Origin of the sequence: Thalassolituus oleivorans MIL-1 (genome assembly GCF_000355675.1) — a bacterium.
Classification (GTDB): domain Bacteria; phylum Pseudomonadota; class Gammaproteobacteria; order Pseudomonadales; family Oceanobacteraceae; genus Thalassolituus; species Thalassolituus oleivorans.
In genome coordinates, this window is record NC_020888.1 from 364,238 (window position 1) to 378,586 (window position 14,349).

The window sequence follows — 14,349 nt, forward strand, 5'->3', positions numbered from 1 at the left end:
AATGAGCATAGTGACCCGCACAGAAACTCTGGTAATCGATACCCCCGAGGGCAATCGCAATATTGCATGGCAAATGTGGCAACATCCAGATAAGCCTGAAGCGCCGCTAGTGATATGCGTGCACGGTTTGACTCGTAACCGACACGACTTTGATATGCTGGCAAAAGTATTAGCGGAAGATTATCGCGTTATAACCGTCGATGTTATCGGACGTGGAGACAGTGATCGTTTACAAGACGGCCAGCTTTACGGTTATCCCTTGTACGTCAGTCAAATGATGCAGCTATTGGAGTACCTAGAAGAAGAGACAGGGCAAAGTACCTGCTATTGGGTTGGAACCTCAATGGGTGGCTTGATAGGCATGATGATTGCCGCTCTGCCAAACTCTCCGATTAACAGACTCATACTCAACGATATTGGCCCTGTGATTCCATTAGCTGCGCTGCAGCGTTTGGGGGAGTACGTTGGTAAAGCGCCGACGTTCCATAATATCGTTGGCATTGAGCACTACCTAAGAATCGTTGCGCAGCCGTTTGGCCCATTAACGGATGCACAATGGCAGCACCTCGCGCGCTACAGCGCAGAGGATACCGGTGGTGGTGTGTGGCAGTTACGCTATGATCCGCAAATCGCCTTGGCCTTTGCCGGTCTGGATAGCGACATCGATCTAACCGCTGTGTGGACTGCCGTTGAATGTCCAGTACTCGTCATTCGTGGCGCTGAGTCTGACTTGCTCACGGCGGAGACGGCGAACGACATGCTGATGAGGGAGGGAACCGAGTTGGCAGTAATCCCCGGGGTTGGCCATGCGCCAGTATTGATGGATGACGAACAAATCTCTCTAGTGAGCGAATTTTTTAATCGCTAATGCCGTAATGGCTTAGTCGCATTTGCGGCTAGGCCTATCTTCACAAATATAATTGCCTGACTTTTTTACTCTTCTCTAGTGCGTTTCTGGCCGTGTTAGCTGACTTTCTATTACAGCTTACTGCTAGATTGCCACCTAGATCACAGTTCTTTTTGATTATTGTCATTAGTATCCGAATGTAACAAAACGCGCTAACAAAAAACGACACTGTAAAGCTGGAAAGAACCAAGAAGCTGGTCCTTACTATTGGTACAGAAGTTAAATCGATCGTAAGGTAATAGATCAATGGAAGAGAACGAAACTAACGGCTCAGGGCTAGTGCATATCCACGTGGTGGCCGCATTTACCTCCTGCTGCATATTGTTAACCGCTATGTTGATCGGTTAACTGTGAGAATGTTGTTTCTGACAACGTCGTCTATTACTTAAAAAAACGATCTTAAATCTTCCTTGTATATCGCGTTAAATTCTTAGTGTTTATCCTTGTAACTCAGTACTTTGGCTCTAGCGGCCATGCTTCCTCTTAATCTAGATCAATTTGAGCCGATGTGCCTTTTGCGCTTTGTTTAGTTTGCTTCGATCCACCTTGCTGCATACCATTTCTTAAAATAATAAAAATGGATGCTCTCTATGAAATTGGTGCAAACACTTGCTTTGTCTGTTTTGGGTATAGCGACCACAAGCTTAAGTTACGGTATGTCGTCGACACCGGAAGTTCCCTCACAGCCTCATGCGTCTGGCTATAGCGGTGATGTTGCATCGTTAGCACAAGGCTGTTTTTCTATTCAATCTCCTGCGACTGGAAACTATCTCAATCGTTTCGATCAGGGCGGAACTGTCGATGATGGCCTGTCTTATCATTTTGAAAATATTCCAGTCGCCGAAGCCGCTCAGTTCTTTATTAAGCCGACTGGCCCAGATGGCTTTTTATTAACAGATAAAGATGGCCGTTATTTGGCTAGCCATTTACCTGCAGCTGTTAGCGCAGGAACCTACGCAGGTGAATTCGCCGAATGGAAAATAGAAAAAGATTCCGATAATAATTTTAGTTTTAAGAATACCGCTTTGTTCATGAAGTTAGGTCATAAGACGAATAAAGGCAGTCTGTATTTTCAGAGCTTTCTAGATTTACTGAGTCTTAATTCAGAAACAGCTTATCGTTTAGTCGTGCAAAATAATTGCACAGCATTTCCTGAAGTTACCACAAACGTGAGTGGCAACGTCGATGGATTAAAAGGAAATGTAAATGAACCTGTTCGTGGTTTTGTTGATGCTCATGCGCACATTACTTCCTACGAATTTATGGGTGGTCGCTTTATGGCTGGCAAACCTTTTCACCGTTGGGGTGTTGAAGAAGCACTAAAAGACAGTGAAAGCGTACACGGAAAAGATGGCGCCCTTGATCTCATTGGTAATATTTACACCTTCGATGATATCACCATGCGTTACGACACCCGTGGCTGGCCGGATTTTCCTTGGTGGCCAAACCATAAGCAAATGAGCCACATGGGTTATTACTACAAGTGGATTGAGCGTGCGTATTTATCGGGATTGCGCATCATGGTAAGCAACCTCGTGGAGAACGAAGTGTTGTGTGCGGCACAGCGTACTATTAACCCAGAAGGTTGGAGTAGTGCCAATAGTTGTAACGTTATGGATAGCGTGCGTTTACAAGCTCAGCGTTTGCACGAAATGCAGGGTTATATTGATGCTCAGGCTGGTGGTGAAGGAAAAGGCTTTTTCCGTTTAGCGAATACGGCTGCTGAAGCTCGCGCGATTATTGCCGATGGAAAGATGGCCGTCATTATGGGTATTGAGGCATCAGAGACATTTAATTGCGGATTAAATGATTATTGTACTCGTGAAACCATCGAAGCGCAGTTACAAGAGATCTATGCTTTAGGTGTGCGAACCTTATATCCAACCCATAAATTCGATAATCAATTGGCTGGCTCAGCAGTAGAAGACGGTTTCATTAACTTAGGTCAGTGGTTGTCGTCAGGGCGATTCTTTGAAACTAAAGAATGTGATGAATATACCCAAGGACAGTATTTTAAATCCGGATTTCCGCTTATCGGGCAAATTGAAGGTATTAAACAATTACTCGAAACTCTGCATTTAAATCCTGAATACGATGAACATATTGAACACTGTAATTCACACGGATTAACAGAGCTTGGTGTTTATTTAGTAAACCGTATGATTGATATGAACATGCTTATTGAAATGGATCATATGAGCAATGATACGGCTGCAGCGGTTATGGATATCGTTGAAGCACGTAACTACAGCGGTGTTATTACTTCTCATAGTTGGATGCGTAGCGCTAAAGGTGGTGCTGTACACGACAATACTCGTCGTTTAATTGAAGCTGGAGGTTTTTCTTCGCCTTACAGCGTAGACGCGAATAATTTGACCGGTCGGATCGACAAGTACTTAGATATCGTTAAGCAAACACCTTATTTACAAGGTGTGGGTTTAGGTACCGATATGAGTGGCCTTGGTGGTCAGCCGGGTCCGCGTAGTGATGCCGACATGAATCCACTGGAATATCCATTTGTTTCAGAATTTGGCTTAACCTTTGACAAGCAGATTTCGGGTAATCGAGTATTCGACTTTAATACGGATGGTGTCGCCCACTACGGTATGGTCGCAGATCATTTGGAAGATGTTCGCGAACAAGCGCCAGAGCGCATTTACGAAACTATCATGAACTCTGCGGAAGCTTACCTGCAAATGTGGGAAAGAGCTGAGCAAGCAGGAGTAACGGAGCACTATAATCCATTGTAGTATTTATCCTGAAATAAAAAGGCGCTATTTATAGCGCCTTTTTATTTGCAATATTTTTATCGATCGGCTGCTCTCTTGAATGAATTTCAGCCATAAAAAAAGCCCGCATATTTCTATGTAGGCTTCTCAAATAATGGTGCCCGGAGGCGGAATCGAACCACCGACACGCAACCAACCCTCTGAGGCCCAGTATCTACGGGCTTTTCACTACGTCTGTGTGTATAAGTTAAGAAGCATTGTGTACCAGTAATGTGTTCAGACACAAGCCTAATGTTTGAGCTGGTGGGCCTAGTGTTCTGCTCAATTGATAAGTGCCAGAATTCGCCACTGGCGAAAACCGTATTGATAATAAGCAGCGAAATACAAACCAGTGGTTTTGCACTTATTATTATCAGGTAGTTAACTTATTGATTATAAATAAGAAAATTAATCGCCTTTACAATTCGCCGTCGAAAACAGCAGGAATTCTTATTAGTAAAGTTGGATGTGGCTGATTCCTTTAATGCTTATGTCTATCGTTGCCTGTTCGCCCACACTTGACACTTAAGTCCGCAGCCTTTAGCGTAGTAGGTAAGCTAGGCGTATCGCTTAGGTGCTCTTTAAACAATCGTATCTATCAGGGTCTGTATATCGGTCATAGCTATGGCCAGTCTGAGCTGTTCTCTTGGACTTTCTCTACTGCACAACTGCCTATCATTGTGATTGTGATGGACTATCTAGTGGTAGTGTTTGTGTGACGGGGATGCTTATTAAACATAAGCAGAACAGTGGGTTGTTGGAACATCATCACATTCTTTATCGGCCTGATTTGCAAAGACGGGGGCAATCCCGCCTGATAAAGGATAGATACAAATGAACCGGTGTTTAAAGAAACTTCTGACTTGGCTTAAGCATGTCAGAGAATCAATGCGCGATGATGATGATGTTCGTGTTAGAAGGTTAGTCGATTGGTTAATAAGACGCTTAGAGAGAATAATTGGGTTATATGATGAATATGGATGGTTGCTTTTCTTCGGTAAGCTCCTATTTCACATCATAGACCCCTCTTATCTCCAACGTCTTATCGAAATCCTTTCGCAATACCTCTAACAACACAATCCACTTTTTATTAAACTTAAATTTTTTTGCGTTTAAAAGGAATGTCAAAAGGACTTGAAAGCCACACCTCCGCTGTATCTACATGCTTCAATAGGCTCAATAAATAGCTTATCCCTCTTGCTGGGAGTTAGTCCTGACTCTCTTAAAAGTATTGGTGATGCCGCTCAGAAAATGTATCGAGAGGTTCCGCAAAAGAAAAAAGATGGCTCATTAAGAATGACCTATGATGCACATCCTTCACTGAAAAAAATCCAAGACAAAATATCGAAGCTTATTCTCAAGAAGGTTGTTTATCCAGATTATTTACAGGGTGGGCTTCCTAAAAAAGACCAAGTATCCAATGCGGCTAAGCATTCGAAAGCAATAATTCTTATTCAAGATGATATTGAAGATTTCTATCCATCGTTATCAGACACAACTGTGCGTGGAGTATGGCAGCAGTTTTTCAAGTTTTCTCCTGAAGTCGCCAAATTACTTACTTCACTGACAACCCTGAATGGGAAAGTGCCTCAGGGGGCTAAAACAAGCAGCTACTTGGCTAATTTGGCATTTTGGGACTGCGAGCATTTGTTGGTTCAAAAGCTGCTTGATAAAGATTTGACGTACACTCGATTTGCTGACGACATTATAGTTTCGACTCGCGCAATTATAAGTAATAGCGAAATTGCAGTTGTTAGAGCCTCTATTTACAACATGCTTGCTCTCAAGAGTTGTAAGCCTAAAAGGTCTAAAAGTCGTGTGTGTCGAAAGGGGACTCGATTATCAGTTACGGGGTTAAATACGTCTCTAAAATCACCAATGGTAAACAAGCAAGAGAGACGGAAAATAAGAGCGTTGTTGCATAATTTAGAGGTCTCAGTTTCTCTCAACGGATACACAGCGGAAAATGTAGCCGCATGGGAAAGTATTCGAGGAAAAGTTGTTAGACTTAAAAGGCTGCGGCATAAAGAAGCGCTGGGTTTTGACGAGAGATTACATTTACTTAAATCAAGATTGTTTAGTTCCAGCAGTGTCTTGTAGTTCTACGTTTATCTCTTTCTGTTTTGCACGCTTAAAGATAAATTTCAAGCCTCTATGGTTATGAAATAATTAATAGAATCTCACTGGGCAGTTCTACTGCTTTAGCCTCACCTCACCTGACCTTGAGCAGACATCAAGATATTCATTCAATTGATTGTATTCAATAAGCATAGGTAGAGCTTTTAGTCTGACCTTAAGTAAGGCTATGTCTTCTATCTTGATTTATATGCTTAATAGCTTAGGTAGAACCTTTAGTCTGACCTTAAGTAGACTCTTAGTCTTACTTACTAATACATATAGTTAACCTTCGGGGGGGGACTAAGTTCCCCTAGGGTGTGGGATATCAATTAAGAGTTAGGGGCTAGGTCAACCTTAAGACTACTCATAGTCTATCTACCTAGCTCTTATACCAGTCATATACTCAGTGTTTTCTTGGTGTATTTCATAGCTATGGTGTGGGTTATCAAATAACCAGTTCAATTAGAGAGTAAATCATCTACGAAGCCAGCCTATAGGGCACTGAGTCGCCTTTGTAAGCTCTCAGTGCTGTCGTGTGACTCTTTCTCTTCTCTGTAGGGTGAATGCTCGCGGCAACTAGCAAGGCGGCTTACAGGCTCTCTGAGTTTGTCTAAGCTATTGATTCCTTTGATATTCTTTGAACGGAACTGACACTGATATCGTGCTTAGTTGCAGTCTTACGGAAGGATAGTCCAGCGCCCAAGTCTGCTAATACTGCCTGTCTGACATCATCCTCTAAGCGTTTGGCGCTGCCTCCATTGTATTTACCTGCTTCCTTTGCCTTACGTATGCCTTCGGCTTGGCGCTCTCTAATCATTGACCTCTCAAATTCTGAGACAGCACCAAGCATTGATAGGAGTAAGTCATCCATTGGTGTCGATGCCTTGCCAGCATTAAAAGTCAGGTTCTCCTTGTGGAAGCGCACAGTAACGCCTTTACCTCTCCATTCATCTACCAGCATCCTTAGGTCTCTTAGGTTACGCGCTAGGCGGTCAATGGAATGTACGTGGATTGTGTCACCTTCTCTGACGTGACTCCTTAATGCTTCAAGCTGAGGTCTCTTTACAGTGCTGCCGCTAACCTTATCAGTGAATACCCTTTCAAAGGCGATACTGACATCCGCTAATTGGCGTTCGGTGCTTTGGTCAGTGCTTGATACTCGGATGTAAGCGAAGTCGGCCATGTGTACTCCTTTTGTATTCAATAGGGTCTAGACTTTTTGAATAATAACTGTATTCAGTTTTAAATCAACCCTATTGAACACGAATTTCTGTATTCATGTACTGTAGTCGGTGGGGTGTACCCTAATGAATACACTTGAGGACGGCATTAGGTGAAGGCTGGCCGTTAGATTGAGTGGATTGTATGCAGTGACCTAGGAAGCTTGAAGCATTGCCTCGGTGACGCTTAGGGGGCGTATGGGGGATTGGAGCTGTATAGAAATCATATAAAAGGCTCACAGATTTTTAGCGTATTTAGCTTTGGAAGACTGTAATAGCCATAGTGAAAGGACACGAAGCATCCAACACAGAGAGCGACAAAAGTCTCAGTGGGACTTTTGTCGTACCTGAAGAAAGTAGCCAATACAGGAAGTTACCTCCCCCTATAAAGAACAAGACTGTCATCATTATCATCTTTGAATGTATTCTTGCGCGTGGCTTAACCTATTGATTTTAAAGGATAAATGTGGAATTGTTAGCGGGCTTCGCTGATGAAGTTACAGAAACAATAGGATACATTATGTTAGAACAGACATTACTTATTCACGATTGCTTAAGCCTTAGTGGTGACTTTGAAGTGACTCAAGGCGGCGTTACTGTCGATTTGAATGTACTTAGTTATCGTTGGTATGTAAGTGCCGATGGAAAGGAAAGCAACCTAATAAAAGGGCATTGGCTAGGCCTAGCATGGATAGGAGTGCCAGCTTAAAGCATAGCCCTGTAAGTATCTGAGGTGTCCATAAACTGCCACTGGCGAAAACTGGACACCTGAAGACTCTCAAGTAAATGACTGTCACAAAAGCGCCAGTGGCGAAAATGGTACACCCGACTTTGGCTATGAACCTAAAGCTGTCGCCAACTGGCTGAAGTCACTAGGAATCCCTAAACGCACAGCGCACCGCTACGCTAACGGTAAGGCGGAAGAGATACGTAGTAAGCGTGCAGAGGCAGTCATAGCGTTACATAAGGAAGGTGAATCACTTCGTAAGATAGCGGAAAAACTAGACATAAATGATAATTCTGTACGTGGAGTTATCGACTCATATAAAGAACAAGACTGCGCCCTTTTCGCCACTGGCGAAAACATCACACCTGAAGAAACCGAAGAGTCCAGCCTGCCAGAAATCGCCAGTAGCGAAAATTGGCACCCAGTAGAAACCGAAGCGTCCAACACAGAGAGCGACAAAATGGCCACTGGCGAAAATGTCGTACCTGAAGAAACCGAAGAAGTCCCTTTCTTCTTTCCTGAAGATGACGAAGATGAAGCGCCTATTGTCAATCCAGCAGACGCTTACAAAGAACAAGACTGCGCCCTTTCGGCCAATGGCCGGAAAGACGCACACCGTCTCAGCAAAGTCCCTGAGACTTTCTGTATCTCAGCATGGCCTCAATGTTCGGGATAGATGGAACCAAGTCTATAGCCTTCTTAGTCGCTTCAATACTTGTCTTACCATACTGACGACCAACCGAAGGCCCTGAATGACCTGTGATGCTGTCATGTACGTCTTCTGATACACCTGCATCCCTCATGGAAGTCTTAAAGGCATGGCGAAGGGCATAGAGCGGCTTCTTGCGCTGCAATGCCTCGTTAAGCGTCTTAAGTCTTTCGCTAAAGCGTCTTGATAGGTGGTAGGAGTATGACCCTCTACTGTCAGGCTTTAGGTGAGGGAAGACTCTACTTGTAGCGCTTAGGGATTCGATATAACGAATAAATCCTAGCTTTATAAGGTCGTCGTGTATGGGAATTTTGCGCTGTGCTGCTGGTGTCTTAAGTGTTTGGTCTGACTCAATATCACGTATAGCTATGAAGTGAATGCCTTCTGATTGCATGAGGTCTTTACGGTAAAGCTGAGCTAGTTCTTTAGGTCTAGCGCCGGTGTAGTAAGCAAGGATAGGCAGCCAGAACCACGCAGCCCCAAAGTCTGCACGTAGTGGCTCTTCACCATTAGTGAACATAGGCAGCTTGAATATCTCTTCTAGCTCTTCTTTGGTGTAATCGTTCTCTATGGAGTTACTCGGCTTACGCTTAGGCTTCTTGATAGAGGTGCATGGATTCTCTGCAATGTATTCACGCTCTACGCACCAAGCAAAGAAGGCGCTGAGGTGCTTGACCTTATTGCTGACGGTTGTAGGGGAAAGGGTGCTTAATCCTTGTTCTCTTGCTATCTGGGCTTGCTCTTGCGGTGGAAGACTCTTTATAGCTTTGGGTGGTCTGGTCGGTAGCTGGTGGAGGAAGTCCATATACTCGCTAATGTCCCGCTTCTTGACCTCTCTCGCATCTAAGTCACCAATTAGCGCAATGAGCATGTTCACTGAAGGCTCATAGTCTTGAATCTTATTGGTGTCTGTTTTGGCGGCTACTTGAGCCATTTTGTATCTATCGAATGCCGTGGATATTGTGGCAATCTCTGTCGATAGTCTATTTCTTGATGGTTGTGGTGTGTTGTTGTTTCCGAAGACGCTTACATTATCGTAAGTGATTCTGGCCAGTTCAGCCGACTTTTCAGTCACCACTCTAACGAGTGTTATATAGAGAGGGTCAGCTCTATCCAGTACGACATTACTATTCTCTAACGTCCGGTCGATACTATCGCCTAATACCCGTATGAGGCCAGTTAGATGCTCTTGGTCTTTTTCCCAAGCAGGGATGACAATCGCCTCATGGTAAGACAGATACTTATCACTGTCAGCCGCGTGAAGATGGTCAAATGACATAGACCTTCTTGTTTCTGTCAGCTCATCTTGAAGCCATCTATCCGCAAGTATGCCAATGTCTCTTAGCGTCATCTTGTTTGTAGTGACGCTTTTGGGTGTCTTTTCTGTGCCGGTTAGGCGCTTAATGCTGAACTCTTCCTGAAGTTTTGCATAGGCAACAGCAAAGCGAGCTTTGGCAAGAGATAAGTCTTTGGTTTTTAAGGACTTTTTTACTTCAGAGGTCGGAGCGTAAGCACTCTTCAAGTCTACTGGTATTCTGACCCTGAGGTAGTAGATGCTCGTCTTAGGATGCTTAAAAGGTGATGGCATTTGAGACATTCAAGCCCCCCATTGTGTACCAGTATTGTGTACCAATAACAGAATAATGAGGGGATTTATCAGAGGTAAATTATTGGAAATCTCAATGAAATCAATAACTTATAAATAATGGTGCCCGGAGGCGGAATCGAACCACCGACACGGGGATTTTCAATCCCCTGCTCTACCGACTGAGCTATCCGGGCTTCTCGGGAAACAATGTTTGTGTCCGTTGAGTGGCGCGTATTAAACCGCGCAAACTAAAAGCTGTCAAGCATTCCTAAAATTTTATTTATCTTTGTTTTCAGGCGGTTACTCCGGAACGTAGCCTTCTGCTTTGTCGAAGTCATCACCGCTCAAAAACTTATCGCGCTGCTCGGTTAGATACTTACGTGCTTTTAGGTCCATCATGTTTAAGTGCTTTTCGTTGATGAGCCGAGTTTGGTGCTGAGTCCATTCATCCCATGCTTGAGCTGACACGTTATTAAAGATGGCTTCGCCTTTTGGGCCAGGGAATGGAGCAGCGCTTAGGCCTTCGAGTTCTTTCTGGTGCTTTTGACAGAATACGGTGCGGGTCATTATTGCTGTTCCTTTGGTGTTAGCGGCGCAAAGCTTGGAGGAGTTCTTTCACCGGAGCGGCGAGTCCAAGTGCGCTTGGGTTGTCTGGATTGTACCAATGGTCGTTGTGTTCGCCTACCGCAGTGGCCAGCTGTTCTAGCTGGATATGTAGCGGTTGGATGTGCAGGTGATAATGGCTGAACGTATGTCTGAAGGAGGGCAGCAATTCTGCTTGCTTATATTCAAGTCCTAGGTGGCTTTTTACCCATGCGATTGCGTCATCGGGTTGCTTTACTTCTGGAAAGCTCCAGAGACCGCCCCAGATTCCTTGTTGCGGCCGTTGAAGCAATAACAGGGTGCCGTCAGGTGCTTCGATCATCAGTAAGACTGTATGCTTCTCAGGCTTTTCTTTTTTCGGCTTACTGTTCGGGAACTGAGTTGGCTTCCCTGTTTTTAATCCAGCGCAATCAGGTTGTAGCGGGCAAATACCGCATGCAGGTTTACTGCGCGTGCAAAGCGTTGCGCCCAAATCCATCATCGCTTGGGTGTATTCACGGTGGCTATGGACAGGCGTTAGATCCTCAGCGATTTGCCAAAGGGCATTTTGTACTGTGGTTGTTCCTGGCCAGCCCTCAATTGCATAGAAACGCGTTAAGACACGTTTTACATTGCCGTCGAGTATGGGGGCTCGTATGCCCATGCTGATAGATGCTATCGCCCCTGCCGTTGAGCGCCCAATGCCTGGTAGCTCTGTTAGAGCATCTACATTTTGTGGAAATTCACCGTCATATTTTGCGCTGATGATTTGAGCGCAGGCGTGTAAGTTGCGTCCCCGCGCGTAATAGCCGAGGCCCGTCCAGTGATGTAACACGTCATCTTGGCTTGCTGCCGCGAGTGCAGTGACGTCTGGGAAGCCTTGCATAAAGCGTTCGAAATAAGGAATGACCGTGCTGACTTGGGTTTGCTGCAGCATGATTTCGGATACCCATACGCGATAGGGCGTAATGTTTTGCTGCCAGGGTAAATGCTTACGTCCGTGCTGGTGATACCAGGCCAGTACAGCATCGCTAAATAGAGAATTAGAGGACATATGAGACGTGTTCTACGGCAAAGGTGGTCGCAGTATAGGGACTTTTGCCGTAGGTAACGAGTGTCAGATGTGGTAGGTTCCGTTTTCGCGACGCGCTTTGTTTTCAATTAAAAAGCGGTGTAATTGGCCGAGAGATAGAGGTCGACTAAACAAGTAGCCTTGGCCTTCGTCGCAATTGTTTTGTCGTAAAAACTGCAGTTGTTCACGGGTTTCTACCCCTTCAGCAACGACATTCATGCTGAGTTTATGCGCCATCGCGATAACGGCGGCAGTGATCGCCATGTCGTTTTTGTCGTCGGGTATATCCATCACAAACGAGCGATCTACTTTCAGAACATCAATCGGGAATCGTTTAATGTATGAGAGCGACGAATAGCCCGTACCGAAGTCGTCGATCGCGATGGCAACGCCAGTGCTCTTAATTTCCTGCATGATGGCGATAGCCGTTTCCACATCTTCCATCAGTGTGCTTTCAGTGATTTCTAACTCTAGGCATTGTGGCGGAATTTTGGTGATCTCTAACACCGTACGAATATGCTGAACTAAGTTCGGATCAGTGAACTGTTTGGCCGATAGGTTGACGGCGACTTTTGCGGTGGGCGGTAAGATTCCTTCGCGCAACAATGAGCTAATCTGTCGACATGCTTGTTCCAACACCCAATTACCAATATCAATAATCTGACCAGTTTCTTCGGCGACAGGGATAAAGTGATCGGGTGTTATTAGCCCTTTTTCCGGATGCTCCCAGCGAATCAGGGTTTCAACGCCGGTTGTGCTGTAGTCAAATAAACTTACCTTGGGTTGAAACACGAGAGTAAATTGATTGCGTTGTATCGCCTCTTTCAATTCTTTTTCTAGAGCAAGGTGCTCCAGAATTGAATGGTTCATATCTTCCGAGAAAAACTGGAAGTTATTACGTCCCATTTCTTTAGCCCAATACATAGCTAAGTCGGCATTTTTCATCAAGGTATTAACGTCGGTCGAGTCTTCCGGCGTCATGGTGATACCAATACTCACACTGGTAACAATGTCTTGGCCTTTAATTCGAATCGGGCGAGACAGCGCCTTAAGGATTTTCTCTGCAACTACGAGTACATCTTGTGACTGTTGCACGTCCGTTAGTAATATAGTGAACTCGTCTCCACCAATACGAGAAACGGTATCATTTTCGCGTACGGTGTTGTTCAGGCGGGTGGCAACAGCTTTGAGAAGAATATCGCCAGCATCATGGCCTAAGGTATCGTTAATACGCTTAAATTGGTCCATGTCGAGGAACATAAGAGCCATTGACTTGCCTGAGCGAAGTACACTTTTCACTGCTTTTTCTAGACGATTTTTAAATAAACGGCGGTTCGCTAGCCCTGTTAACGGATCGTAGAAAGCAAGATTTTCCATCTGGATTTGAGCGGCTTTTAACTCTGAAATATCAGAGATAGCACCTAAATAGCCCAACAGCTCGCCATCACGATCATGCAGTGCACTGGCAAGTAAGTGAATCCAAGTGTGGGCGTTGTCGCGGCGCACTAAGCGAATTTCAAGTGCGATACTTTCTTGGTCAAAGACCATGCGATTCCAAGATTCTTGTACCATGACAATATCTTTTGGATTGATCATTTCAAACCAGTCTTGCAGATCAGGCAGTTCATTGGTCAGGCCATGAATATCGCGCCAGCGCTGGTTAACGTACTGCAGTTTTTGTTTTGGATCGACTTGAAATATCCCAACTGGCGAAAGCGCTGTTAATTTACGAAAGCGCTCTTCAGATGCCTTCAATGACACGTTTTCATCTTCGATGGTGATCAGCATGCCGTTAAATAAGTCGACTAAATCACCTAACTCATCATTGTTTTCTTTCACGGCGCGAATGGAGTAATCCTTGTCGTTAACGATTTGGCGCAAGGTATTACTCAGATCACGCATAGGGCGAGCGATAACGTCTTTCAGTTGATTGGCGAGGAATAGGGCTAATACAACCGCCGCTAAGATAATGATGCCTGAGAAAATCAAAAACTGATTAAAGCGCTGTAATAAGTCTTTGCGGCTGCTTTCTATAAACAGTGTACCAATTGGAGTTTTATCACGACTGATGGTGAAGTATTGGCTGAAATTGTAGGTGTTACGGTTCAGACGGGGGACGTTGTCAGGACAAGTATCTTTTAGATGATCGACTGCTATATAAGATGCTGCTAGTTTTTGGTCTTCGCCATAGATACACCCCCGCAAGATGGATGTATCGGCTTTTAAAGTGCTGAGGTTTGTTTCGAGTAGCGCTGTGTCACCGAACGTTAAAGCGGCAGTTGCTCGGTCAGCGATAACTTCGCCGAGCACTGTAAGTTTCTTTTCGGTATCTTGTCGTGAAAGGTAATATTCCAACGACATATATGCCAGATTCGATAGTACCAGCGTTAAGCCAGTAGTTATCAATGAAATAAATACTAACTTGCGACGTAAGGATTGCGAGCGGAGAAACTTCACGCATTCACCATATTGCTATGCCGGATGTCCGTAGAACGGTACGCCTGAAGTGGTAGGGGATATCCCGCCCAATTGGAATGACGCATCGGTTAATGGTTTCCTTTAGTTACTATCGCATGCAGATTGTTAGTAGTTCTTATCATACGTAGCCAGTCCTGCTTACAACTACTTTTTAATAATTCCAGTAAGGCTAAGTCGATA

At 44.7% G+C, this 14,349-nt stretch carries 9 protein-coding genes and 1 tRNA gene; 4 read left to right on the forward strand and 6 right to left on the reverse strand.

Features of this window, described 5'->3' with window-relative positions:
- Position 1 precedes the first annotated feature (1 nt).
- The 3 genes from TOL_RS01645 to TOL_RS01660 all read left to right on the forward strand — a co-directional run bounded on the left by TOL_RS01645 (position 2) and on the right by TOL_RS01660 (position 5,775).
- Positions 2 to 868, forward strand: a complete 867-nt coding sequence (locus TOL_RS01645; protein WP_015485523.1) for an alpha/beta fold hydrolase — start codon at positions 2 to 4, stop codon at positions 866 to 868.
- Between the two features lie 629 nt (positions 869 to 1,497).
- Positions 1,498 to 3,657, forward strand: a complete 2,160-nt coding sequence (locus tag TOL_RS01650) for a membrane dipeptidase (protein ID WP_015485524.1) — start codon at positions 1,498 to 1,500, stop codon at positions 3,655 to 3,657.
- Positions 3,658 to 4,809: 1,152 nt separating this feature from the next.
- Positions 4,810 to 5,775, forward strand: coding sequence for a reverse transcriptase family protein (locus tag TOL_RS01660; protein ID WP_051052367.1), 966 nt, complete (start codon positions 4,810 to 4,812; stop codon positions 5,773 to 5,775).
- Positions 5,776 to 6,403: 628 nt separating this feature from the next.
- On the opposite strand, the gene TOL_RS01665 is transcribed toward TOL_RS01660, so the two are convergent.
- Positions 6,404 to 6,976, reverse strand: a complete 573-nt coding sequence (locus tag TOL_RS01665) for a recombinase family protein (RefSeq protein WP_015485528.1) — start codon at positions 6,974 to 6,976, stop codon at positions 6,404 to 6,406.
- A 557-nt stretch (positions 6,977 to 7,533) separates the two neighbouring features.
- Here TOL_RS01665 and TOL_RS01670 point away from each other — a divergent pair.
- Positions 7,534 to 7,722, forward strand: coding sequence for a hypothetical protein (locus TOL_RS01670; RefSeq protein WP_015485530.1), 189 nt, complete (start codon positions 7,534 to 7,536; stop codon positions 7,720 to 7,722).
- Positions 7,723 to 8,360: 638 nt separating this feature from the next.
- On the opposite strand, the gene TOL_RS01680 is transcribed toward TOL_RS01670, so the two are convergent.
- From TOL_RS01680 to TOL_RS01700, 5 genes are all read right to left on the reverse strand, one after another.
- Positions 8,361 to 10,046 (reverse strand): DUF6538 domain-containing protein, encoded by a 1,686-nt coding sequence (locus tag TOL_RS01680; protein ID WP_041588363.1) that lies wholly within the window; start codon positions 10,044 to 10,046, stop codon positions 8,361 to 8,363.
- Between the two features lie 109 nt (positions 10,047 to 10,155).
- A tRNA-Phe gene (locus TOL_RS01685) sits at positions 10,156 to 10,231 on the reverse strand.
- 106 nt (positions 10,232 to 10,337) lie between these two features.
- A complete protein-coding gene (locus TOL_RS01690; protein WP_015485533.1) occupies positions 10,338 to 10,604 on the reverse strand; it encodes an oxidative damage protection protein in 267 nt (88 codons plus the stop codon).
- A 19-nt stretch (positions 10,605 to 10,623) separates the two neighbouring features.
- Complete coding sequence (gene mutY, locus TOL_RS01695; protein WP_015485534.1) at positions 10,624 to 11,673, reverse strand: A/G-specific adenine glycosylase; 1,050 nt, start codon at positions 11,671 to 11,673, stop codon at positions 10,624 to 10,626.
- A gap of 63 nt (positions 11,674 to 11,736) precedes the next feature.
- Complete coding sequence (locus tag TOL_RS01700) at positions 11,737 to 14,148, reverse strand: bifunctional diguanylate cyclase/phosphodiesterase (protein ID WP_025264597.1); 2,412 nt, start codon at positions 14,146 to 14,148, stop codon at positions 11,737 to 11,739.
- Positions 14,149 to 14,349: the final 201 nt, after the last annotated feature.